The 24,088-nt window shown below is 41.4% G+C and carries 19 protein-coding genes and 1 tRNA gene; 17 read left to right on the plus strand and 3 right to left on the minus strand.

Annotated elements, in window-relative coordinates:
* The first annotated feature begins 471 nt into the window (after positions 1-471).
* The 3 genes from GSQ84_RS03375 (at position 472) to GSQ84_RS03385 (ending at position 6,670) form a co-directional block, all read left to right on the plus strand.
* Positions 472-3,564 carry a TonB-dependent receptor gene (locus GSQ84_RS03375; protein ID WP_158795834.1) on the plus strand — a complete coding sequence of 1,031 codons (3,093 nt, stop codon included), beginning with the start codon at positions 472-474 and terminating at the stop codon, positions 3,562-3,564.
* Positions 3,565-3,580: 16 nt separating this feature from the next.
* Positions 3,581-5,092 carry a RagB/SusD family nutrient uptake outer membrane protein gene (locus GSQ84_RS03380; protein WP_158795835.1) on the plus strand — a complete coding sequence of 504 codons (1,512 nt, stop codon included), beginning with the start codon at positions 3,581-3,583 and terminating at the stop codon, positions 5,090-5,092.
* Positions 5,093-5,239: 147 nt separating this feature from the next.
* On the plus strand, positions 5,240-6,670 hold the full coding sequence (locus tag GSQ84_RS03385) for an arabinose isomerase (RefSeq protein WP_158795836.1): 1,431 nt from the start codon (positions 5,240-5,242) through the stop codon (positions 6,668-6,670).
* Positions 6,671-6,704: 34 nt separating this feature from the next.
* Here the strand turns inward: GSQ84_RS03385 and GSQ84_RS03390 are convergent, their stop codons facing one another.
* Positions 6,705-6,965, minus strand: coding sequence for a hypothetical protein (locus GSQ84_RS03390; protein ID WP_158795837.1), 261 nt, complete (start codon positions 6,963-6,965; stop codon positions 6,705-6,707).
* Between the two features lie 467 nt (positions 6,966-7,432).
* Between GSQ84_RS03390 and GSQ84_RS03395 the strand changes: the two genes are divergently transcribed.
* On the plus strand, positions 7,433-8,905 hold the full coding sequence (locus GSQ84_RS03395) for a glycosyl hydrolase family 39 (RefSeq protein WP_216848855.1): 1,473 nt from the start codon (positions 7,433-7,435) through the stop codon (positions 8,903-8,905).
* Positions 8,906-8,916: 11 nt separating this feature from the next.
* On the plus strand, positions 8,917-9,225 hold the full coding sequence (locus tag GSQ84_RS03400; RefSeq protein ID WP_158795838.1) for an L-rhamnose mutarotase: 309 nt from the start codon (positions 8,917-8,919) through the stop codon (positions 9,223-9,225).
* A 360-nt stretch (positions 9,226-9,585) separates the two neighbouring features.
* Here the strand turns inward: GSQ84_RS03400 and GSQ84_RS03405 are convergent.
* Positions 9,586-9,659, minus strand: a tRNA-Ile gene (locus GSQ84_RS03405).
* Between the two features lie 67 nt (positions 9,660-9,726).
* Here GSQ84_RS03405 and GSQ84_RS03410 point away from each other — a divergent pair.
* From GSQ84_RS03410 to GSQ84_RS03420, 3 genes are all read left to right on the plus strand, one after another.
* Positions 9,727-10,365 carry an HAD family phosphatase gene (locus GSQ84_RS03410; RefSeq protein WP_174238628.1) on the plus strand — a complete coding sequence of 213 codons (639 nt, stop codon included), beginning with the start codon at positions 9,727-9,729 and terminating at the stop codon, positions 10,363-10,365.
* Positions 10,362-10,700: a DUF962 domain-containing protein gene (locus GSQ84_RS03415; protein WP_158795840.1), complete on the plus strand. Its 339-nt coding sequence runs from the start codon at positions 10,362-10,364 to the stop codon at positions 10,698-10,700. Before GSQ84_RS03410 ends, GSQ84_RS03415 begins: the two co-directional genes overlap by 4 nt.
* A gap of 161 nt (positions 10,701-10,861) precedes the next feature.
* Positions 10,862-12,379, plus strand: coding sequence for a catalase (locus tag GSQ84_RS03420; RefSeq protein WP_371416347.1), 1,518 nt, complete (start codon positions 10,862-10,864; stop codon positions 12,377-12,379).
* 494 nt (positions 12,380-12,873) lie between these two features.
* Here GSQ84_RS03420 and GSQ84_RS03425 read toward each other — a convergent pair whose 3' ends face one another.
* A complete protein-coding gene (locus GSQ84_RS03425) occupies positions 12,874-14,058 on the minus strand; it encodes a proline dehydrogenase family protein (protein WP_158795842.1) in 1,185 nt (394 codons plus the stop codon).
* Between the two features lie 94 nt (positions 14,059-14,152).
* On the opposite strand from GSQ84_RS03425, the gene GSQ84_RS03430 reads away from it, so the two are divergent.
* The 9 genes from GSQ84_RS03430 to aroA all read left to right on the plus strand — a co-directional run bounded on the left by GSQ84_RS03430 (position 14,153) and on the right by aroA (position 24,088).
* Positions 14,153-14,359 carry an RNA-binding S4 domain-containing protein gene (locus GSQ84_RS03430; RefSeq protein WP_158795843.1) on the plus strand — a complete coding sequence of 69 codons (207 nt, stop codon included), beginning with the start codon at positions 14,153-14,155 and terminating at the stop codon, positions 14,357-14,359.
* The gene (gene aroB / locus GSQ84_RS03435; RefSeq protein WP_158795844.1) at positions 14,359-15,432 is read left to right on the plus strand and encodes a 3-dehydroquinate synthase; all 1,074 of its coding nucleotides are present in this window, start codon (positions 14,359-14,361) and stop codon (positions 15,430-15,432) included. Before GSQ84_RS03430 ends, aroB begins: the two co-directional genes overlap by 1 nt.
* Positions 15,416-16,324 carry a sterol desaturase family protein gene (locus tag GSQ84_RS03440; protein WP_158795845.1) on the plus strand — a complete coding sequence of 303 codons (909 nt, stop codon included), beginning with the start codon at positions 15,416-15,418 and terminating at the stop codon, positions 16,322-16,324. Before aroB ends, GSQ84_RS03440 begins: the two co-directional genes overlap by 17 nt.
* A gap of 85 nt (positions 16,325-16,409) precedes the next feature.
* The gene (locus tag GSQ84_RS03445; RefSeq protein ID WP_158795846.1) at positions 16,410-17,495 is read left to right on the plus strand and encodes an alpha/beta hydrolase; all 1,086 of its coding nucleotides are present in this window, start codon (positions 16,410-16,412) and stop codon (positions 17,493-17,495) included.
* A 156-nt stretch (positions 17,496-17,651) separates the two neighbouring features.
* The gene (locus GSQ84_RS03450) at positions 17,652-18,533 is read left to right on the plus strand and encodes an inositol oxygenase family protein (protein WP_158795847.1); all 882 of its coding nucleotides are present in this window, start codon (positions 17,652-17,654) and stop codon (positions 18,531-18,533) included.
* A 91-nt stretch (positions 18,534-18,624) separates the two neighbouring features.
* Positions 18,625-20,304: a sodium/solute symporter gene (locus tag GSQ84_RS03455; protein ID WP_158795848.1), complete on the plus strand. Its 1,680-nt coding sequence runs from the start codon at positions 18,625-18,627 to the stop codon at positions 20,302-20,304.
* 431 nt (positions 20,305-20,735) lie between these two features.
* Complete coding sequence (locus GSQ84_RS03460; RefSeq protein ID WP_158795849.1) at positions 20,736-21,569, plus strand: prephenate dehydratase; 834 nt, start codon at positions 20,736-20,738, stop codon at positions 21,567-21,569.
* Positions 21,570-21,620: 51 nt separating this feature from the next.
* Positions 21,621-22,751, plus strand: a complete 1,131-nt coding sequence (locus GSQ84_RS03465) for a chorismate mutase (RefSeq protein WP_158795850.1) — start codon at positions 21,621-21,623, stop codon at positions 22,749-22,751.
* Positions 22,752-22,831: 80 nt separating this feature from the next.
* A complete protein-coding gene (gene aroA, locus GSQ84_RS03470) occupies positions 22,832-24,088 on the plus strand; it encodes a 3-phosphoshikimate 1-carboxyvinyltransferase (RefSeq protein ID WP_158795851.1) in 1,257 nt (418 codons plus the stop codon).

Consider the following 24,088-nt stretch of genomic DNA (forward strand, 5'->3'; position numbering starts at 1 on the left):
TAGCAACTAATGAATAAATTTAATACAATTTTAATGAACAATCAGTTTAATATCAAAAAGGACAAGTAAAATATCAAAGAGTGAATTTCGAATTCTGCTTTACATGTAGAGTTTTATGATAGTTTCAGGTTATTTTGCTGTTTTACGATAATCAGCTCACAACTCTTTCAATCTCCCTAAAAAAACGCTATCTCTTTTTTGATATCCCCCGCATCTCTTCCGGGCATACATTCATCCCCTGGTAACATCCTTTTTGACAAAACTTTGATATATATCAAAATGCATAAGTCAAATATCAAAACTAGTATTTAGGCCGTGGCGCATTAAAATATTTTTGAGAACCAATTATAAACTTAGTCTCTCACCCTTAACGCAACTATGCTTGCCTATGTTTTAAAAAAATGCACCAATTAAAACACCTTTTAATAACCCCATCAAATAATTTTTTCACTCACCAATTAAAATCAAATTATGAAAATTAAACTTCTACTTTTTCAAAATGGCAGGCACTGGCTCTTTTTGGCTATATCGCTGTTATGTTACCTGCCCACCTTTGCCCAGACCATACCAACGGTAACAGGTGTAGTAACAGATGCGACTTCCTCCGAGCCACTGCCAGGCGTATTAATAGCTGTAAAGGGGACCACTAATAAGACCCAAACCGATGCCAACGGCCGATTTAAGTTAAATGCCGCTAAAGGCGCCATACTTACATTAAGGTACATCGGTTATACCGACAACACTGTAACTGTTGGCGATGATGCAAATATTATTGTAAAAATGACCGCCTCGTCACAGGGCCTGAAAGAAGTTGTTGTACTTGCTTATGGCTCACAGCGCAAAGCAGATATCACCTCTGCGGTATCCCAGGTTGATCTTACCAAATCACAAGGTATCCCCGCATCCAACGTCAGCCGGCTCTTGCAGGGGCAGGCGCCGGGGGTTGTGGCTAAACAAACCTCAGGACAGCCAGGGCAGGAACTACAGGTAGAGATTCGTGGTAACAGTTCACTGGGCGCAAACAGCGATCCACTGTATGTAGTTGACGGGTTTCCGGTAGGTACCGATGTGGGCAGCTCCTTAAATTCAAACGACATTGAAAGCATCACCATCCTTAAAGATGCTGCCTCTACGTCGGTTTACGGATCAAGGGGTGCCAACGGGGTTGTTTTAATTACCACTAAAAACGGAAAAAAAGACGGGTCTAAGCTTACTGTTAGTTCCAACAACGGTTTCGCAAACGTGCCTGATTCAAGGCAGGTACATGTACTGAACGGACAACAGTTCGCGCAGTTTCAAAAAGACGTATATTCTGATAAGATCAGATACTTTGACAATCGGGAACCTTTAGACAGTGAAATTCCAGCCGATTTCAGATATCCCGACCAGACAAAGGTGTCAACTAATTGGTATAAAGAGATTTTAAATCAAAATGCACCCTTCAGCGACTATAACGTTGCCATCACCAACGGATCTGAGAAATCAAGTTCTTACGTTTCATTAGGATATCTCAACCAGCAGGGCTCGCTGATCAATACCGGGTTTAACCGGGTAACTGGCAGGGCAAACGTGGATAGCAGGCCTAATAAATTTTTGGATTTCGGGTTACACTTATCTGGTGCGTACTCATGGGCAAAAAATAGTGACGCGATTGCCGGCGGCTTTGGCAACAATATCGTAGATCAGGCCTTACTGATGGACCCGCGCGAGCCAGTTTACAACGCCGATGGTTCTTATAATACCTATATCGGAGGCCATGATAATATTTTTGGCTTCCCTAACCCCGTTCAACGGCTCAACGAGGAACAGCACAGGCAATACATCACCAACCTTACCGCCAATGCGTATGCAGATGTTAAGATTTTAAAAGACCTTAACTTTCGCACCAATGTTAGCGGGATCATTGATGATACACGCAACCATGACTTTACCCCATCAACAATAGCAGGATTTAATAGTGCGCCCCCGGGAAAGGCAACTGGTGGTGAAACCTTTTCTAATAATCTGAACTTCGGCATGGACAACCTTTTGATCTATTCGCCAAAATTTAACGACCATAAACTGGAGGTCACCGTAGGCCACATTTTCCAGAAAAACACATTAAATACTGGCACCGCTACTGGTACCGAGTATCCAGACGACCTGGTAGAATATGTTTCTGCCGCAAACCAGCGCGACGGTAGCTCTGGAATGGCTGCATTTACTATTGAAAGTTTTTTATCAAGGGCAAACTATTCCTATAAAGACAAATACCTTCTTACCGCCGCATTTAACCGTGAAGCCAGTTCCCGTTTTGGCAGCGATAACCGCTGGGGCAATTTTCCTTCGGCATCTGTTGGCTGGCGCATCTCAAAAGAAGGGTTTTTCCCAAAACTCAGTTGGCTTGACGACCTGAAGTTTAGGGGAAGTTACGGTATTACGGGTAATAACAATATTGGTAACTATACTTCGCAGGCTAATATCAATACAAGTAACTATGTACTGGGAGGCACGGTTGTACCGGGTGCAACGGTCGGATCCTTCCCCAATAAAAATCTGGGATGGGAGCAATCACGCCAGGTTGATATAGGTATGGATTTGAGCATCCTTCACGGTAAGGTAAACTTTACATCAGAATACTACCGTAAATTAACTACCAATATGCTGCTTAATGTGGAGGTTCCCGCTACTGCAGGGTTTAGCAACCTGATCACCAACATTGGCAAGCTCCAAAATAAAGGTTTTGAACAAAGTATAAATTACCACGATAAGTATGGCAGTGTAACCTTCAACACAGGTTTTAACATATCATTCAACAGGAATAAAATTCTGGCCATTGATGGCGACAGAAATTCCCTGCTTACCGGTGCATTCTATGATGGATATAATATCAGCACAGTTGGACAGCCGCTAGGTATGTTCTACGGCTATAAAGTCCTTGGAATTTACCAAACCCAGGCGCAAATAAATGCTACCCCGCATAATCCTAATAATATTCCGGGTACTTTTCAGTATTTGGACGGCAACGGTGACGGCGTAATCTCCTATGATACCAAAGACATGGTAGTGATCGGTAATCCAAATCCCAAATTCACCTGGGGATGGAACTGGAACGTTGGCTACAAACGCTTTGATTTGAGCATGCTGCTAAACGGATCAGCAGGCGGGCAGATCTATAGGGCCGTAGAAATGAACCTTGCCAATATTGATGGTGTATTCAACGTACTGTCTGACGTTCAGGACCGCTGGAGGTCTGCCCAAAACCCGGGTGCAGGAAAATGGCCGGGCTCAAACACTTACTATTTTACACGTGAAGCCAGCTCCCAATATGTTTATAGCGGTAATTATATGTGGATAAAGAACATCACATTAGGCTATACAATTCCACGTATAAAAAATGCATTTGATGCCAAAGTTTTTTTAAGTGTGGATAATGCCTTCCTGTTTACCAAATATCCGGGTAACAACCCCGAGGTAAATGCGGCACGTACAAACAACAACAGCGACGTGATCAGTCCGGGAAGAGACGGAGAATCGTACCCTGTACCCCGCACGATATCAATTGGCACAAGAATTAACTTTTAACTAAAAACCTGACACGATGAAAAAAACATATCACATATTATTTTTATTAGGCCTTCTGGTACTTTCATCAGGCTGTAAAAAATCATTTCTCGACCAGTCTGATCCAACGAAAAAAACCGTAGACAAATTTTATCAGAATGAAGATCAGATCCAACAAGCCGTAAGCGGCGCATACAGCTCCATGCAGGACCATGTGAATAGCCAGTATATTTTCGCTGAAATGCCTTCAGACAATACAACTATACAGCTTAACCCTTCCGACAGGGGGCAAACAGACCTCGTAGAAGCTTTTGAATTCTGGAATGTCACCGCAACTAACGGTAACCTGGCAGATATGTATAGTCAATCTTATAACGCGCTTTACAACATCAATGTAGCACTATCTAAGATTGATGGTGTAACCGCTATAAGCGCTCAGAAAAAGAACCAGTATAAAGGCGAACTGCAATTTATCAGGGCTTATTACTATTTTAATCTGGTGCGTTATTTTGGCCCTGTTGTACTGACAACCGAGGCGCTAACCAATGCTTCTGATGCTTTTGCTTCATCCCGGAGCACAGAGGATGTAGTCTACGCACAAATCATTAAAGACCTAACCGATGCAGCCGCCAATTTACCTTTAAAAAGCGATTACGCCCCGGCAGATATCGGCCGGGCTTCTAAAGGATCGGCGCTGGGTTTACTGGGAAAAGTATATCTGACCAGAAAAGACTATGCAAAAGCAGAAAGCACTTTACGCCAGGTATTGTCACTTAACTATTCACTGGTCAATAACTATGCAGATGTTTTTGCCACCACCAATAAAAATAACAGCGAATCGTTATTCGAGGTACAGTACCTGGGTAGTGATAAAGTTAGCGAATGGAGCAGTTTCATTTATATTTTTGCACCAAGAGGATCAGATGGTGCCATAACCGGTTTTCCAACAAGCCGCCCGCAGGGATGGAATATCCCAACCAAAAGTATCATTGCCGAGTTTGAGGCGGGTGACCTGCGCAAAGCCGTTGCTTTACAGGAGGGCTACACCAATAGTCAGGGCGTATTTGTTGCCATTCCGTTTGTTAACAAATACAACCATCCCCATGTTACTGTTGGACACACAGATGATAACTGGCCGGTGTTAAGATATGCTGACGTTTTACTCATGCTGGCCGAAGCCATTAACGAGCAAAGCGGGCCAGGAGGTGCCTACCAGTATATTAATCAGGTAAGGACCCGGGCAGGACTTGCTACCCTGGCCGGTCTGACACAGGATACATTTCGCGCGGCCATACGGCACGAACGACGGGTAGAACTGGCATTTGAAAATGACCGCTGGTTTGATTTGAAACGCGCCTTCACAAACGAGCAGATGACCGCGCTTTTAAACGCACATGGGCAGGCCGAAAGGGCCTCCCCTTCAGTAGACAGAAGTGGCGTGCCATTTGCCGCTAGCGATTACAAATTTGATGGGTACGAGGCCATATTCCCAATACCAGACAGGCAACTGTTTCTGGATAAGAATTTAGTACAAAATCCGGGGTATTAGTAATCAGGTGAATGCAGGAGGTTGCTGGCAAAGGCTCTCCTGCTTCCCCTTTTATTGCCATCGGGCTGATCGGACCAGTCAAAATTAGAAAAGCAATCAATATTCCCTACGTATAAATAGATTCAGACAGACATAACTTCTTAAAAAATGATCAACAGTAACTTAACCATCGGAATATTTGGAATAGGATTAGATGTATATTGGGAACAATTTGAAGGGTTGAAACCAACTCTGGAAGGGTATCTGCAAACATTATGCTTAAAGTTTGCAGATCATCCTGTGCGTATGGTAAATGCCGGTATAGTTGATAGCGTAGATAAAGCTTTTGAAACGGGAAAAATATTCAGGCAGGAGGATGTTGATCTTGTCTTTCTATACGTTGGCACCTACGCGCTTTCATCAACTGTTTTACCCGTAGTACAGAAGTTAAACGTACCTGTAGTTATACTCAACCTGTCGCCCGGAGACCGTATCGACTACGAAAGCTTTAACAACCTTAATGACCGTACCCTGATGACGGGCACCTGGCTTAAGTATTGCTCTGCCTGCCCGGTGCCGGAAATTGCAAATGTTTTTAAACGTACAGGAATCAAATTTTACCAGGTAACAGGCATCCTGGAAGATGATGAAGAAAGCAACAGGGAAATATTAGAATGGGTGGAGGCGGCAAACGTTGCCAAAATCATGCAAAATAACAGAATGGGCTGCATGGGCAGTTATTACTCAGGCATGCTGGATATCTACACCGATCTTACCCTTCAAATTAGATATTTTGGAGGGCATTTTGAACACGTCGAGGTTGAAGAGCTTACCCTTATAAAAAATAATGTAACCAATGAGGAGGCAAACGACCGGGTAGCAGAATTCCGAAAAAAGTTCGATATACAGGAAGATTGCAACGACCACGAGTTATTTCGGGCAGCGAAAACATCAGTGGCAATGGATAAGCTGGTGGCGAAATATCAACTGGGCTCTTTTGCTTATTATCATAAAGGGACGGGTAATGCTGATAACGAGGATACGATGAGCTCAATCATCTTAGGGAATTCCCTGCTTACCGCAAATGGCATACCTGTAGCGGGCGAATACGAAATAAAAAATGCACAGGCCATGAAAATTATGGACAGCTTTGGTGCTGGCGGATCGTTTACCGAATACTATGCGATGGATTACAAAGACGATGTAGTGTTGATGGGTCACGACGGACCTGGTCATATCGCCATTGCACAAGGAAGCACAAAAGTAAAACCCTTACAGGTTTATCACGGTAAGGTAGGAAATGGCCTTTCAGTAGAAATGGCCGTCAAAAACGGTCCGGTCACTTGCCTTTCTATACTTGAAAATGGAAAGGGAGAACTGGTGATGCTGGTTGCTGAAGGTGAATCGGTAAAAGGGCCTATCTTGCAGATAGGCAATACCAATAGCCGATACAAATTTCCCATCGGCGCAAGAAAGTTCGTTAATGACTGGAATAGCCACGGCCCGGCACATCATTGCGCAGTTGGCCTAGGTCATAATAGCAGCAGGCTTGATAAATTAGCAAAAATATTAGATATGGAAATGATCCGGGTTTGTTGAGGTCATCATCCAAAATCTTCTTCCCTAACCTGCTTCAATTGGCAAATGGAAAGCAGAATAATTCTTTTGTCGCGATACTAAGTATTGCGACAAAAGAATTGTATACTATCGTAATAACAAGCAAATAAATCATCGGCACTTTTGGCCTTTTAATCCGCTCTTTCGTCTCCTCATTCTCAATTTCGGCCTCCTCCGTATTGATATGCGACAGCACAGAAAATAACGCAGGATAGGATTTAATAGCAACTTTCTGCTCTAACTTAGAAGGTCGCCTTATTTGTTCTAGTGTTTTCATAAAGATGAGTTTTACAGAAAAAATAAACGAAATTGAATTAAATAAAATCAAAGTAGAAATGACCACAAAATTAAGGGCAGGAAAATATTATAGTTCTGCAATCACTAAAACATACTCAGAGGATTTTCCTTGCTTCATCAATTAAATCCTCAGCACCATAAGTTTATTTGGTACAGACTACTTTAAACTAAAGCGGAACAATTATAGAATATAATCAAATCTTTTTATCAAAAACTGCATGTGAATTGGCAAAATCTCCATTAATGAGTAGTGTTTTAGAAATAATTTTGAACGCCAACTATAACCTGTGACTGAAGATTTGGTTTGCCTTGGGCTATGCAAATTATTGATTTGAATTTTAATAGTGTAAATAAGATTATTCAGTTACTTAAGGACACAATATAAAGCGGCTATTTGACGGCATTCTGAGAATTTATTATAGATTTTTAAATAATATTCAATTAACCATGAAAAAAACCAGCTTCCTTGTCTTTTTATTTTTCAGCTTTCATCTCATTTCCTTTTCGCAAAATCTCAAATTAAACGTGAAGTGGAATGAAACAGTGATGATTTCGAAATCAACTCCTACGCTGCAGGTGGTTGTTAATCCCATGATTAGACCTAAAGCAGCTATGCGCGATGCGGCGATCAAAGCATTAAAGGACATAAACGCAGACTATGTCCGGTATGTTCCCTGGATCCCCTATCCTAAATTAGCAGTGGCAGAACTGAAGGAACCTGATGACAAAAAAACTTACTGGGACTTCAGCTTGATAGATCCTATAACTATAGATTTTCTTGAAGCAACTAAAGGGCGTTTGCCAATTATGAATTTTAGTACTATACCACAATGGATGTTCAAAACAGAAAGTCCGGTTGCTTATCCGGAAGACCCGAACCAGGTAACCTGGGACTATAGCAGGGGGACGCAACTACGGGATACTTCGATGAAGGAACTTACCGATTATTATGTAAGACTGGTCAGCTGGTATGCTAAGGGCGGTTTCACCGATGAAAGGGGAAAATATCATAAGTCCGGTTATCATTACGAAATTCCTTATTGGGAAGTGTTAAATGAGCCCGATCTGGAACACAGCATGTCACCTCAAACCTACACAAAAATTTATGATGCTATAGTGAGTGCGATAAAGACTGTATTGCCTGAGACTAAATTTGTCGGGATAGCAATGGCCTACGTAAAACCAGGCTGGTTTGAATATTTTCTGAATCCGGCAAATCACAAACCAGGCATCCCAATTGACATGATTTCCTATCATTGTTATGCGAATGCGAATCAAAACCAAAAATTTGAAGCCTTTGAATATGCGTTTTTTGATAAAGCTGAAAGTTTTGTGAATTCGGTGAGCTATATCGAAAATATCCGCCGGCGATTAGCTCCGGCTACCAAAACCGACATTAATGAACTTGGTACCTTCGTAAGTGATGAACAACGTCTGCAACCCATTCCGGCTGCTTACTGGAATCTGTCAGCAAGTATATTCGCCTATTATTTTATAGAATTGACCAAGCAGGGCATCGACGTGATCGGCGAATCGCAGCTTGTAGGTTATCCAACGCAATTTCCGGATGTAAGTATGATCAATTATCAAAACAACAAACCAAATGCACGTTTTTGGGTATTGAAACTCATAAAAGATCATATAAAGGCCGGAAGTAAATTAGTAAGTTCCAACGTAGACGAGAACGGTGCAGGCGACATTTTAGCCCAGGGTTTTATAAGCCCGGAAAATAAGAAAATGGTTTTAGTCCTTAATAAAAGAAATAAAAGTTTGCGGCTGAAATTACCGGCAGGGTTTGAGGGTGCAAAAGTAAGCACAATCGACAGTTTATCAGGAGATGACGCAGCTATGCAGTCAAAGATTGAAAATGATAACGTAGAATTTAAACCCTTTGCCGTTAAACTCATTGAGATAAATTAGGAAAATAGGTAATGAAACACGTAGCATTTAAAATGAGGTTAAAACCCGGAATGGGGAACGAATATAAAAGGAGGCATGATGCATTATGGCCAGAGGTCCGGCAGCTGCTGTTGGATAGCGGCATCCGGGAATATGCTATTTTTTTTGACCCGGAGACCGATATTGTATTTGCAGTGCATAATTATTCTACTGAGCAGGGTGTAAATCTCAAAAATGAAGATGTTTTGCAGCTGTGGTGGGATTATATGGCGGATATAATGGATGTGAATCCGGATAATTCGCCAGTTATAATTCCTATGTTGCAGGTTTTCGAACTCTAATTTTTGAATAGCGTTTTTAAATAGAACGCTTAATAATTAGTTAAGCCTTCTATAGCTGATTACTATGCCGGGTAAATCATTTCTTTTGCGCGTCATCCACTTTAACCCAAGATCTGCAACTGCTTCAATAGCATCCTTCAATGCTAAGATTAAAGCGTTCAGGTCACAATTTAGAGGAACTAAAGATATTCAATGCTTTCTTTCCGAGCTTGCTCAGCTGTATGTCTAAAATCAAAAAAACAGCGTTGCTCCACAACATTTGGCATTGATCCATCAAAATACTTATTTAAATCGCTATTAAGGCTGATCATATTCCAGTGAAAAAACAAAACCCTCTTTACAATCCGTAAAGAGGGTTTGTGGGCCATGATGGGCTCGAACCATCGACCAAAAGATTATGAGTCTTCTACTCTAACCAACTGAGCTAATGGCCCGCGAAAAATCTATTAGATTTTGCGAGTGCAATGTTACATATTTGTATCGAATTTTAAAAACGGTTTGATGCAAAATATTAAAAATATAATCTTCGACTACGGAAATGTAATTTTTGAGATCGACTTCCGGATCACTCAAAACTCTCTGACACAAATTGGTATACCAAATGTAGCAGATTTTTTCGGACATAAAGGACACGATAATTTATTTGATAATTTAGAGACAGGATTGATCACCCCCGCCCAATTTCGCGATGGAATCAGGGACCAAGCCCATAATCCGGCCCTGACAGACACAGAAATTGATGCTGCATGGAACAGTTTATTGATTGGCGTGCCACCAAATGTGCACGATGTGCTGTTAGATGTAAAAAAACATTACCGCACTTTCCTGCTCAGTAACACCAACCAGATCCACTATGATTATATCATGAGCTACCTTCAAAAGGAATATGGCGTAGAAAACAATGACCACCTCTTTGAAAAAGCTTACTATTCACAGCAAATGCTGCTGCGTAAGCCCCATGTAGAGATCTTTGAGCAGGTGATCAATGAAAATCATTTGAACCCCGCAGAAACGCTGTTTATAGATGATACTCCCGGTCACCTGGAAGGTGCGAAAAAAGCAGGACTGCAAACCTTACTGATGACAGAACATCCCAAAAACCTGGGTGCCTTTTTAAAAAGTAACGGGATCACCGTATGATCAGCAATAACCCTAAAACGGAACAAAGAAAATTTACCTCTTTAAAAGAGTTTTACCCTTTTTATTTAACGGAACACCAGAATACAACAAACAGGTTTCTTCATTTTACAGGAATAGCTATTCTGTGCCTCTGTTTTATCACATCCATGCTTTTTCATGATGTACGTTTTTTTGCTTTTATACCGGTCGCTGCATATGGCTTCGCCTGGATAGGGCATCAGTTCTTTGAGAAGAATAAACCTGTTACGCTCAAACATCCGTTCTTTAGCATCGCATGTGATTTTTTATTCTTTGGGGACATCATTATGGGAAGGCAATCCTTTAATGATAAATAGCTGGTATATATAGACTCTATAAAACATAATAGACAAACTCTATATCGTCATAGAAATTAGGTGTTGGGTACAACGGATTATAGTCTATACTTTTATCGCAGCAAACATAGGTGATTAGCTTAATATGTTTGATAAAAGATAAAAAAACCGGTTTATACCAAATACACATGGAAGAGACGAACAAGCCTAACCGCAAATTAACAACTGCCTCTGGCAGACCTTACGCTGAACACGAAAATACGCAATCTGTAGGTAAAAGAGGCCCCCTATTATTACAGGATTTTGTCCTGCATGAGAAAATGGCACATTTTAACCGCGAACGTATCCCGGAACGGGTAGTGCACGCAAAAGGAACCGGCGCTTATGGCACCTTAAGGGTAACCCACGACATTACTAAATATACGAAAGCCAAGATTTTTGGAAAAATAGGAAATGAGTGTAAGATCTTTTTACGTTTCTCTACAGTAGGTGGTGAAAAAGGAAGTGCTGATTCAGAAAGGGACCCCCGCGGATTTGCTTTAAGAATGTATACTGAAGATGGCAACTGGGATATCGTAGGTAACAATACACCGGTATTCTTTATTAAAGACCCTAAGAAATTCAGTGATTTCATCCATACCCAAAAACGCGATCCAAGAACTAACCTGAAAAGCCCAACTATGATGTGGGACTTCTGGTCGTTAAATCCGGAAAGCCTTCACCAGGTGATGATCTTAATGAGTGACCGTGGTACGCCTTATTCTTACCGTCATATGGATGGTTTTGGAAGCCATACTTTCTCCATGATCAATGCCGAAAACGAACGTGTATGGGTAAAATTCCATTTCAAAACACAACAGGGAATTAAAAACTTTACCGGCCCTGAAGCTGACGCGATGCGTACACAGGATATGGACCATTCCCAACGCGATTTGGTAGATGCAATTGATAATGGCGAATTCCCTAAATGGACAGTGAAGATCCAGGTAATGACCGAAGAAGAAGCCAGAACATTTAAGTGGAACCCATTTGATTTAACTAAAGTTTGGCCCCATGCAGAATTCCCGCTGATCGAAGTAGGTGAAATTGAATTGAACCAGGTACCCAAAAATTATTTTGCCCATGTAGAGCAGGCAGCCTTTGCCCCTACCAATCAGATCGATGGAATTGGCTTTTCTCCCGACAGGATGTTACAGGGACGTATTTTATCTTATCCTGATGCTGCACGTCATCGTTTAGGCGTAAATTATCAGCAGATACCGGTGAATGCCTGTCCTTTTATGACAGAGAATTACCACCGCGATGGAGCAATGAGAGTGAACGACAATGGTGAGGACGGACCAAACTATTTCCCAAACAGCTTTGGAGATGTAGTGCCTGATGAAAGCTACAAAGAGCCTGCGCAGGAATTAGAATCCAGCACTGCGGATTGGTTTGATAGAAATGAAGGTGAAGGGGATAACGACCATTATTCACAACCAGGTGATCTGTACCGTAAAGCAATGACTGATGAAGGACGTCAGTTCTTAATCAGCAATATCGTAGGCGCAATGAGTGGCATCAGCGGTCCTAAAAGAGAAAAAATCATCAACCTGCAGCTGTGTCACTGGTTCAGGGCTGATATTGGATTAGGAATGGCTATTGCAAGCGGACTAGGCATAGACATGGCAAAAGCAATGCCTGCAAGACATGAAGCTTAACCCTGCGCAATTATTAAAAAACTATTATTAACTATTATACTGATGAAGACCTGCCCCAAAAAGGCAGGTTTTTTTTGCGATATTACTTGATATTTTTATCTTTGATCTATCAGGAACGGCATGATTACCTTTCTCGCCCGTTATTCATCCCTTTATTAATTTAGCAATCAGACATTGGCCGGTTTTCGTTCTGGAACGGTTCGGAAACGAATGCACAGAGAATTTCCATGAAACTTTGAAGTACCCTTGTTGAAGCTCTGCCAACTATACCCTAAATGTACCCAAAAAGTACCCCAACTATACCCCATGTATACCCCTGGGGGTATACATGGGGTATAGTTGGGGTAGGGATACGGTACGGATGGGGTACAGTTGGTAGAGCTTCAACAGGACTACATATAGGCTTTAGTAAAAGTTTTTCCAGACCCGTTTCCGAATCGCTTCCGAATCGTTTCCGACCAGTATCTTAGCCAACCCTTCTGATGAAATAATATTTATGAATTTCTCCTGTTTTTCTCCCTGGTGATCAGATCCAGTTCTCTGCTGGTCTGTCCTGCGATAGAAGTATTTTCCTGTGCACGTCTGAATAGATATGGCATTACAGCTTTAACAGGACCATAAGGTACGTATTTTGCTACATTATATCCAGCATCTGACAAATTAAAACTTAAATTATCACTCATTCCCAGCAACTGAGAAAAGTAAACATGCGGATGGTTATGATCAATATCGTGTTTATCCAGCAATTCGGCCAATATACCACAGCTGGTCTCATTATGCGTACCGCAAACCAAACCTAGTTGTTCTACATTTTCCACGCAATAGGTGATCGCTGCATTATAATCCGTATCAGTTGATTTTTTATCCAGCTGGATCGGTGATGGATATCCTTTTTCCAAAGCTCTTCGGCGTTCCTTTTCCATATAAGCGCCACGAACAATCTTGGCGCCTAAAATAAAACCTGCTTCCCTGGCTACCAGATGATCGGCTTTCAGATCAGCCAGTTTATCATGACGGTATAATTGATAAGTATTGTAAACGATCAGCTTTTCTTTGTTAAACAGCATCATCATATCCAAAGCCAGGTTATCTATTGTTTCCTGTATCCAGGTTTCTTCCGCATCGATCATTACCGGCACATTCTTTTCAAATGCTGTCCTGCAGATACGTTCACAACGATTTTTAACCCTGGCAAACTCTGCTTTTTCATCGGCAGAAAGCTCCAGTTTGGCATCCAGTTTTTCCAGCAGGCCAAAACGGGCAATACCGGTAACTTTAAATACAGTAATAGGAATCCGCGGATCTCCCGCAGCGCGGTCTACCGTACGGATAATCTCTGCGCAGGTAAAATCAAATACATGCTCCTCCTCTTCCCCTTCTACAGAATAATCTAAAATGGTTCCTACTTTGCTTTCGCCAAGCTCCCTGATGGTATGTTCACATTCTGCAATGGTTTCCCCTCCGCAAAACTGCTTAAAGATGGTGGACTTAATGAGCCCCTGAATTGGTAATCCGATGTTTAAAAATAAATTGGTTACAGGCGGCCCAACCTGAGTTAAAAAGTTGCTGCTCATTACTTTGAACAGCCAGTAGGCACTATTTAGTTCTGATTTTGATTTGTTACGAAAAGCAACTTCTGTGTTATCAAAATTTAATTTTTTCCCTGAGGATACTTGCATTTGGTCGTGTTGTTAGTCAAACGGATGCAAAAATATGAATTCTGCGACTATCAGAGGTAAAACCCTTTGTAAATAATTGTAAATTTGCAGTACAATGATAGAATTTAAATTAGAAGGCGAGTTTATCCCCATGATACAGCTGTTAAAAGCAACAGGACTGGTACAAAGTGGTGGTGAAGCACAAACTGTAGTTGAAGACGGTTTGGTAAAATATAATGGCAATGTAGATTACCGCAAACGTTTAAAAGTACGTACAGGCGACCTGATCGATTTTATGGGAAATCAAATTAAAGTAGTTTAATGAATACACTGGAGAGCGCGGGACACCATATCTATTTTGATACACAATTAGCCCCGCTGGCGGAAATCATAGAAAAAGGAAAATACAGCAACGTTTTTGTTTTTGCTGACCGAAATACTTCTGAATGCTGTTTACCCGTTTTTAGGGCAATGCTGGACGATTACAGCGGTTTTGACTTGATAGAAACAGATCCGGGCGAAGAAAATAAGAACATCGATTTTTGTATCGGCATCTGGAAAACTTTACTGGATTTTGGGGCCGACCGTAAATGCCTGGTGATCAATTTAGGTGGCGGCGTGATCACGGATATGGGCGGCTTTGTAGCTTCTACCTATAAACGCGGTGTCGATTTTATCAATATTCCTACTACCCTGCTCTCACAGGTAGATGCTTCTGTTGGCGGAAAAACAGGTATCGATATCGATAACGTAAAAAATATGGTCGGCACGTTCAGCCTTCCACAAGCCGTATTCATTGAAGCAGAATTTTTAAAAACTTTACCCAAAAGGGAATTGTTATCGGGTTTTGCAGAAATGATCAAACACGGACTGATTGCCGATAAGGCCTATTACTATGAGTTAAAGGCAGCAAATTATCAAAACATCACCACCGCTGCCATCCATCGCTCTGTAGAGATAAAAAATGAAGTGGTAACGGAAGACCCGCTGGAAAAAGGAAGACGTAAGATTTTGAATTTTGGTCATACCATTGGCCATGCCGTAGAAAGTTACTCCCTCAGCAAAGATAAAAAACCACTCACCCATGGCGAAGCCATTGCCATAGGAATGATCTGCGAGGCCTGGCTTTCACATAAAAACAGCACACTTGCCGAAGATGAACTGGAAGAAATCCGCGCTTATATTTCAAGCGTATATCCGGCTTATAGAATCAAAGAGAAATCTTTTGAGAAACTTTCCGAATTGATGCAGAGCGATAAAAAAAATGAACACGGGAATATTCTTTTCACCTTGCTGGAAAGCATCGGTCAATGCACGTACAATTGCAGGGTTTCGGAAAGTGACATCCGTGAAAGTATGGAATATTATAATTTAACCTATGCTAAGCGAGCCTAAAAATATAACTGCAACCCTGCTGGTCGTATTTCTTGTCGTTTCCTGTTTGCTGGAAATGTATTTCAGCTATGCGCACGACAGGGATCTGTACGAGAAAAGGGATACCTGGAATAATGTATACCTGATGGGCCTGGCTTTTGTCATTAACCTCAGCACCAAAGCGGCAACGTTTTTCCTGCTGCAGTTCTGTTACCAGTTCAGGTTGTTCGAGATTAAAAATGTTTGGGTTTACTGGATCGTACTGGTGCTTGCCCAGGATTTATTGTACTGGTGCCTCCATACTTCAGGACATTATGTAAGGTTTTTCTGGGCAATGCATGTCACCCATCATTCCTCACCACTGTTTAACCTTACCACAGGCTTCCGCTCTACGGTTTTCGAACCTTTGTACCGGGTGTTTTTCTATTTGCCCCTGGCTTTTATGGGCTTTAACGCGGTAGATATTATCCTGGCTTACCTGGTTACACAGCTGTACGGCAATATGGTACACACGCAGACGGTCAGGAAATTACATCCTATTTTAGAATATATTCTGGTTACCCCCTCCCACCACAGGGTTCACCATGCCAGTAATATCCGTTATCTGGATAAAAATATGGGCATGGTACTGATCATCTGGGACAGGATTTTCGGGACTTTCCAGGAAGAACTTCCTGAAGAAGAGATCATCTATGGTTTAACCCACCAGCCTGAAGATATGGGCGCTGTAAATATTGTTTTACACGAATTCAGGGCCATGAGGGCCGATATGAAACGTGCACCAGGACTAAAGAATAAACTCGGTTATATGCTTCACCCTCCCGGATGGAGCCATGATGGCAGTACCCAGGTTGCTAAAGTGATGCAGCGTGAGTTACAGGAAGCAGAGCAGCAGAAACGAATCGCTGTATAAATTGTAACCTAATTTGATTGTTATCGTCTTATAGAGAAGATTTTAAATAAAAACATTATCTTCTCTATTATTAAACCACGAAACAATGAGATCTGCAATGCGCAAATTAATGGGCAGCGTAATATTGATTACCCTGCTCTCTTTCTCCCCTGGTTATAGCCAGGTAAAAAGTGTCTCCCCATCACCATTTGGTGAAAAAGAAATCGTAACATGGGACTACAGTTCAAAGGTCATTGGCGAAGATTATACGATATACGTCCATTTCCCTCCCGGTTATGATACTACAAAAACCAGTTACCCGGTATTGTATATGACTGATGGCGACTGGAACATGACCGTGGCGATGAACTGTTTCAGAATGTTAAGGCAGGATTACCTGACCAATGAACCACTGATTGTAGGCATAGGTTATGGCAACAGGACTAATAAACGCAGCAGGGACCTGGAACCTTCTACAGGTGCACCAAATTTTATAAAGTTCATAGCGCAGGAGGTGATGCCGTTTATCCAGTCAAAATATCGTGTTACAGATCAAAAAGCATTATATGGATATTCTTACGGTGGCGTTTTTACCAGTTATGTATTATTTGAACACCCTGGTCTATTCAATGATATTTTCATCGGTGCCCCGGGTAACGGCGACCTGACACTGAGGGCAGACAAGTATTTTGCCACCCATAAAGAGCTGAAGGGGAAGATATTCTTAGGTGCCGGCTCCTACGAACCTGGTACGGTTAGTAAAATTGAGCAGTTTAAGCAGTACATGGACCAGAAAAAATTACCGGATCTTCAAGTCTTAACCGCTGTTGTACCATCCGCCGGACATGGGGCAGCACTGGCCCCGGTAATGCAGAGCGGGATGAAGTTTGTTTATTGTAAAACGCACAAGCCGTTCAGCTTAACGGAATCTGCCTTAAAAAAATTCACGGGTACATTCATTGCCGGAGGACAAAATGATTCTTTAACGGTTTATCTCGACAAGGGTTCACTCTATTTGGCAAGCAGAAATGGACAGCCAACACAGCTGGTTCCTTACCGCGTAGATGGCCTTTTCTTCTATGAAAATGAAAAAATAGAGATCAATCTTAAAGAAGAAGCTGGGAAAAAATACTATGTAATAAACGTAGATGGAGAGAAACCCATGCAGTATAACCAGATCGCAGGAAAATAGATCAGTTTACCTGAAACTAAATCGATTATTTACTTTATCGTTAATGTAAATAATTACCGGGAGATCTTTCAGATTAAAGAAATAAATCACGAACTTTAAATATGACATTTATATAATCACCAGATCAGTAATGGTCCGGGTGTTAAAATTTATAAAATGAAAGAAGCAACCAAATTAGACCAGCAAAATCCGTTAAGTTCACTTGATCAATGGGAAGACGACCTTTTAGCGCGTTACCCTGACCCTAAAGCAATTTCTGAGGAAAAGGATACTGCCGCATTCAGGGATTATGAAAGCACAGAAAAAGCCTCGGTAAAGGAATTCTACAGATTACAGCATATCAACCAGACCTACGATTTCGTACAGCAGAAAAGAGCCGAATACCTGAAGTTTGACAAAATGGAGATGTCGGTATGGGAAGCCTTTGATTTTTTAAATCAGCTTGTTGATGACTCAGATCCGGATACTGACCTTGATCAGCTGCAGCATTTACTGCAAACCAGTGAGGCGATCAGAAAAGAAGGGCACCCCGACTGGATGGTACTTACAGGTCTTTTTCATGATATGGGAAAAGTACTTTGTTTGTTCGGTGAGCCACAATGGGCTGTTGTTGGCGACAGTTATCCTGTAGGTTGTGCTTATTCTGATAAAATAGTTTTCTCCGAATTTTTTGCAGGGAACCCGGATGCGACAAACCCATTATACAATACCAAATACGGCATCTATGAACCGGAATGCGGATTGGATAACGTAACAATGACCTGGGGGCATGATGACTATGTTTATCATTTATTGAAAGATTACCTGCCGGAACAAGCTTTGTATATGCTTCGTTACCATTCATTTTATCCTCAGCACCGCGAAAATGCCTATGCGCATCTGATGACCAGTCATGATAAAAAAATGTTCGAATATGTGGATCTGTTTAATCCTTTTGATCTCTACTCCAAGAGTGCAGTCCCACCAGACTGGAAAGCGCTAAAACCTTATTATGAAGACCTGGTTGCTAAATACCTGCCTGCCAAACTGCGGTTTTAAGCAAACTTATATTTGCCATTTCTTTTAGATTCATTACATTAACACTTTTAGTTGTAAATATAATGAATCCAATACCACCAAATATTAAACTATGAACTCGAAACTCTCCTTGGGGGGCATTGGCGTCTTTATAATTTATTTTATCATCGTCGCTTTATATGGATACTACGTTTACAAAAAGAAAAGTAAGGTCAATGATTCTAAGAATTTCTTTTTAGCAGAAGGGTCACTAACCTGGTGGGCTATCGGAGCTTCAATTATCGCTTCTAATATTTCTGCTGAACAGTTTATCGGAATGAGCGGGGAAGGATTCTTCGCCGGTATAGCAGTTGCTGTTTATGAATGGCTCGGGGCAGTTGTACTGATCATTGTGGCTGTATTTTTTATGCCCGTATATATCAAGAATAAGATATATACCATGCCGCAGTTTCTTAAAAACCGTTACAACGGCAGTGTAGCACTGATCATGAGCGTATTCTGGATCTTCCTGTATATTTTTATCAATTTAACCTCTATTTTATATCTGGGTGCATTAGCGATCAATGGACTAATAGGCGGTGAGTATTTTCATATCGTTATGGTTTGCCTGGCAGTATTTGCGGTTATCATTACACTGGGCGGCATGCGTGTGATCGGGTATACCGATGTGATCCAGGTAGGTGTATTGGTTATCGGAGGCCTGGCTACAACTTATATGACCTTAACTATTGTTGGAGAAAAATTTGGTGTCGGAAGTGAGGCTATTGCTGGTTTTAAAGTACTGCTTAAAGAAGCACCTGAACATTTTCACCTGATGCTGGCAAAACCTAAACCGGGTGCTTCACAGGTAGATATTAATAAATACCTGATCCTTCCGGCCGTGGGGATGTATGCAGCAGGTCAATGGATCAGTAATTTGAATTACTGGGGCTGTAACCAATATATCACACAGCGTGCACTGGGAGCCGATCTGCAAACTGCCCGTACAGGTATTCTTTTTGCAAGCCTGCTCAAAATATTAATGCCGGTGATCGTCATGTTGCCTGGAATTATCGCTTATGTATTGTATAAGGGCGGCCATTTACAGCTGGCAGGAGGTAAAGACACTGCCTACGCCGCCATTCTCGGTCTTTTACCGCCTGAATTAAAAGGTTTGGCTGCTGCTGCTTTAACGGCAGCTATTGTGGCTTCACTAGCCGGAAAATGTAATAGTATTTCTACTATTTTCACACTTGATATTTATAAAAAGCATATCAATATACTATCAAGTGAACAACGCATGGTATGGACAGGGCGTATTGCTATTGTAATTTCCATGATCATCGCTGTAATGTTTACCTGGCACGATCTGCTCGGTATCGGAAGGGCAGGCGGTTATACTTTCGTTCAAAAATACACCAGTTATATCAGCCCCGGAGTTTTTGCGACCTTCATTTTAGGAATGTTCTGGAAACGTACCAATAGCATAGCTGCCTTTACAGGTATTATTTTTGGTTTCCTGATCTCTGTTTTCTTTAACGAACTGGCAGTAAAGGTATTTGGCCCGGAAACACTTTTATACACAGCTTTCCCAAATATGGATGGCGTATATGAAATTCCATTCTTTATTTGCCTGAGCTGGTCTTTTATTATCACAATGCTGGTGATGGTCGGTACGAGTATTTTAGGCCCGCGTATCAACCCTAAAGCCTTTGAACTGGATGCAGAAATGTTTAAACTAAAACCGTCTTCAATCGTATTGATCGCGTCTATTATGCTGCTGATCATTGCTATTTATGCAAGATTCTGGTAGAGGTAAGAAAACGTTAGGTTCAATATGTTTTTGACTATAGCCTGTAAAAACATACTTTTAGTTTTGCCGCTATTGTCACAGATTCTTTAATCCCGCAAAAGCCACACAAGGGAAATAATCTGTCACCTGTAATTCATTTTGCAAGACAAAACTGACAAAAAATAATTTTTTTTATTTAGCTATTGACAAATTAAATTTTGTTACTATATTTGGAAAAACAAAACAACAATACAATCCGGAACCTGTTTATGTTCCAACCTATAAAAAAATGAGAAACATCACTACATATTGGTTTAGCTACTTTTACTTTTTTAGTAAGAGCCGGGACTAATATGCAATCAAACGAAACAAGATAAATTGTATATAAAAAGTCCCGGCCTTAAGCCGGGACTTTTTTTGTTTAACGCGAAAAATAAAGCAGACCAATTAAAATGAAACCATCAGTCAGAGTAGCAATCCAGGGTATTAAAGCGTCATTTCACGAAGAAGCTGCCTTTAAATTTTTCGGCAAAGACATTCAAACTATTGAATGTAACTCCTTTAAACAAACTTGTGAAAGCCTGGAGAACGATGAAGCAGATTACGTAGTAATGGCCATTGAAAACTCTATTGCCGGCAGCCTTTTACCTAATTACACCCTGATCAGGGAGTATAATTTTGCGGTAACCGGAGAAGTATACCTGCCTATTCAGCTTCATTTAATGGGCCTGCCAGGTGTAAAACTGGAAGATGTAAGGTTTGTGACTTCACACCCTATCGCTATTCGCCAGTGCATTGATTTCTTTGATGATTATCCGAATCTGAAACTGGTAGAAAGCAATGATACAGCCGCCTGCGCAAAGAAGATAAAAGATGAACAATTAACTGATACATTGGCCATTGCAAATGCTTTAGCCGCTGAACTGTATGGCCTGGAAATCATAGAAAAAAGAATTGAGTCCAATAAAAAAAATTATACCCGTTTCCTGATCCTCAGAAAAGAAAAAACTGAAGAATTGCCTAAAGTAAATAAAGCTTCGCTGGTTTTTCAAACCAATAACCAGGTAGGCTCCCTGTCTAAGGTGCTGAGCATTTTTGCAGAGCAGGAACTGAACCTGAGTAAGATCCAGTCGATGCCGGTATTAGGCAAAAGAAATGATTATTATTTCTATGTAGACCTGGAATGGAAAGATATGGCCAAGTATGACATCGCCATCCGCAAAGCCTTGAATTACAGCGTGAATTTTAATATCATGGGCGAATATCTTAAAAACGATAAAGTATAATCCCCCTTAAATTAACATAAATTAAAAATCCCCCCTTAAACACACATAATCATGAAGTTAAATTTAACTATCCAGCCATTAGAAAGCTGGTTGAACATCAAAAACCAACCGCTCATTATCTCAGGACCATGCAGCGCTGAAACTGAAGAACAATTAGTCTCTACAGCACATTTACTGGCTGAAACTGGTAAAGTATCTGTATTAAGAGCAGGAATATGGAAACCACGTACACGTCCGGGAGAATTTGAAGGTATCGGCAGTATCGGGCTGGAATGGTTAAAAAGAGCTAAAGCTGAAACAGGATTGCCTACAGCCGTAGAAGTTGCAACGGCAAAACATGTTGAAGAAGCTTTAGCTGCTGGTGTAGATATCTTATGGATTGGTGCACGCTCAACAGCTAACCCTTTCACTGTACAGGAAATTGCTGATGCTTTAAAAGGACATGATATCCCTGTATTGATCAAAAACCCGGTAAACCCTGATATCTCTTTGTGGATTGGTGCTTTAGAGCGTATCAACAATGCAGGAATTACTAAAATTGGTGCTATCCACCGTGGTTTCTCTTCTTATGAGAAAAGCTCTTTCCGCAACGAACCAATGTGGGAAATGGCTATCCAATTGAAAACTCTTTGCCCAACTTTACCGATCATCAATGACCCTTCACATATCTGCGGAAACCGCGAACTGATCCCTTACATCGCTCAAAAAGCACTGGATCTGGATATGCAGGGATTAATGATCGAGTCACATATCGATCCTTCAGTAGCGTGGACTGACGCGAAACAACAAGTTACCCCATCTGCTTTAGAAGAGTTGGTATCGAGATTAAATTTACGTGATCCTGATTCAGCTAATGAAGATTTTACTGATAACCTGGCTACACTGCGTAAACAGATTGACAAAATCGACGAAGTGATGATCCAGAAATTAGGTGAACGTATGGCTATCGTTAAGAAAATCGGTGAGTTCAAAAGAGACAATAAAGTAACTATCCTTCAGGTTAACCGCTGGGATGAGATCCTTAAAAAAGGAAGTGCATTTGCAAGGGCCTTGAAGTTAGACCTTGGTTTTACAGAGAAATTCTTAGAATCTGTTCACGGAGAATCTATCAGGATTCAAACTGAGATCATGAATGAAGGTAAGACTGACGCTGAAATGGCTGAAGCAACCGAAGCGAAATAGATCATAAACAAAAACCTGCGGGAGCTTTATTTTTCCCAGATAAGCTCCTGCATGCTTTTTAAGCTATAAATAAATTGTTAATGAAGACAAACGCCGTTGTTTCGTTCAAAGGTCTAAAAGAAATAAAAGCCGTAATTAACCTTACCGGGTCTAAAAGCGAAAGTAACAGGGCCCTGATTATTGCTGCATTGAGCAAAGGTACTGTGAAAGCAGAGAACCTGTCTGATGCCGCTGATACCGTGGTTTTAAACCAGATCCTTACCGACCTGGCACACCCTTCGGCAACAGAAAGAAGAACAGTGAATGTTGGCCATGCAGGTACTGCCATGCGCTTCCTTACTGCCTTTTTATCTACCCTGCCGCAGCAATTTACCCTTACGGGATCTAAAAGGATGCAGGAACGCCCTATCGGGATTTTGGTTGATGCCCTGAAAAGCCTCGGTGCGGATATCTCATATGAGAAAAATGAAGGTTACCCTCCCCTGCTGATCAATGGCGGATTAAATGCTACCCTGTCTGAAGTTTCCATCAAAGGAAATGTAAGCAGCCAGTATCTTTCTGCCCTGCTGATCATTGCACCCACTTTACCCAATGGTTTATTGTTGCATATTCTTGGCGGATTAACTTCCAGACCTTACCTGGAAATGACCCTGAATATGCTGGCCACAGCAGGTGTTACCCACAAATGGGAAGAAGATACGATCCGTATTGAACACCAGGAGTACCAACCATCAGTTTTAACAGTAGAGCCCGACTGGAGTGCTGCTTCTTACTGGTACAGCATTGCGGCATTGGTCATTCAGGCAGATATCACACTGACCAACCTTAAAGAGGAAAGTTTACAGGGTGACAGTCAGATTCAGCAGATCATGAGCCACCTGGGCGTTAATACTTTACGCGCAGATCATGGTATACAGTTGATCTCTGCAGCCGATGCGCCTTTGGCTGAGGTAATGAATTTAAAGGATTGTCCTGATCTGGCCCAAACCATCATCGTTTGTGCAGCCGTAAAAAAATTAAACCTTTCCTTCACCGGACTGGAGACTTTAAAGATCAAAGAAACCAACAGGGTACTGGCTTTACAAACAGAGCTGGCGAAGATCGGCGTTACTCTAACTGAAGATAATGAAGTCTACACACTGAACTGCGACCAGCTGGTTTTCCCGGAAAAGGTCACCATCAGCACCTATGACGATCACCGCATGGCCATGGCCTTTGCACCCCTCAGTTTAGTGATCAAAGAAGTAGAAATAGAAGATTACCAGGTAGTGGAAAAATCCTATCCTGATTTCTGGAAAGACCTGCAAAAAGCTGGTTTTACAGTAGAAGAAATTTAA

Source organism: Pedobacter sp. L105, from assembly GCF_009765875.1.
GTDB lineage: Bacteria > Bacteroidota > Bacteroidia > Sphingobacteriales > Sphingobacteriaceae > Pedobacter.

Excerpts from the sequence above, each read along its gene's own strand:
- GSQ84_RS03455 (WP_158795848.1), top strand. The coding sequence starts at position 18,625 with ATGAACTCGAAACTCTCCTTGGGGGGCATTGGCGTCTTTATAATTTAT.
- aroA (WP_158795851.1), top strand. The coding sequence starts at position 22,832 with ATGAAGACAAACGCCGTTGTTTCGTTCAAAGGTCTAAAAGAAATAAAA.
- GSQ84_RS03390 (WP_158795837.1), bottom strand. The coding sequence starts at position 6,965 with ATGAAAACACTAGAACAAATAAGGCGACCTTCTAAGTTAGAGCAGAAA.
- GSQ84_RS03425 (WP_158795842.1), bottom strand. The coding sequence starts at position 14,058 with ATGCAAGTATCCTCAGGGAAAAAATTAAATTTTGATAACACAGAAGTT.
- GSQ84_RS03385 (WP_158795836.1), top strand. The coding sequence starts at position 5,240 with ATGATCAACAGTAACTTAACCATCGGAATATTTGGAATAGGATTAGAT.
- GSQ84_RS03375 (WP_158795834.1), top strand. The coding sequence starts at position 472 with ATGAAAATTAAACTTCTACTTTTTCAAAATGGCAGGCACTGGCTCTTT.
- GSQ84_RS03440 (WP_158795845.1), top strand. The coding sequence starts at position 15,416 with ATGCTAAGCGAGCCTAAAAATATAACTGCAACCCTGCTGGTCGTATTT.
- GSQ84_RS03380 (WP_158795835.1), top strand. The coding sequence starts at position 3,581 with ATGAAAAAAACATATCACATATTATTTTTATTAGGCCTTCTGGTACTT.
- GSQ84_RS03445 (WP_158795846.1), top strand. The coding sequence starts at position 16,410 with ATGAGATCTGCAATGCGCAAATTAATGGGCAGCGTAATATTGATTACC.
- GSQ84_RS03450 (WP_158795847.1), top strand. The coding sequence starts at position 17,652 with ATGAAAGAAGCAACCAAATTAGACCAGCAAAATCCGTTAAGTTCACTT.
- GSQ84_RS03465 (WP_158795850.1), top strand. The coding sequence starts at position 21,621 with ATGAAGTTAAATTTAACTATCCAGCCATTAGAAAGCTGGTTGAACATC.
- GSQ84_RS03460 (WP_158795849.1), top strand. The coding sequence starts at position 20,736 with ATGAAACCATCAGTCAGAGTAGCAATCCAGGGTATTAAAGCGTCATTT.
- GSQ84_RS03430 (WP_158795843.1), top strand. The coding sequence starts at position 14,153 with ATGATAGAATTTAAATTAGAAGGCGAGTTTATCCCCATGATACAGCTG.
- GSQ84_RS03415 (WP_158795840.1), top strand. The coding sequence starts at position 10,362 with ATGATCAGCAATAACCCTAAAACGGAACAAAGAAAATTTACCTCTTTA.
- GSQ84_RS03400 (WP_158795838.1), top strand. The coding sequence starts at position 8,917 with ATGAAACACGTAGCATTTAAAATGAGGTTAAAACCCGGAATGGGGAAC.
- GSQ84_RS03395 (WP_216848855.1), top strand. The coding sequence starts at position 7,433 with ATGAAAAAAACCAGCTTCCTTGTCTTTTTATTTTTCAGCTTTCATCTC.
- aroB (WP_158795844.1), top strand. The coding sequence starts at position 14,359 with ATGAATACACTGGAGAGCGCGGGACACCATATCTATTTTGATACACAA.
- GSQ84_RS03410 (WP_174238628.1), top strand. The coding sequence starts at position 9,727 with ATGCAAAATATTAAAAATATAATCTTCGACTACGGAAATGTAATTTTT.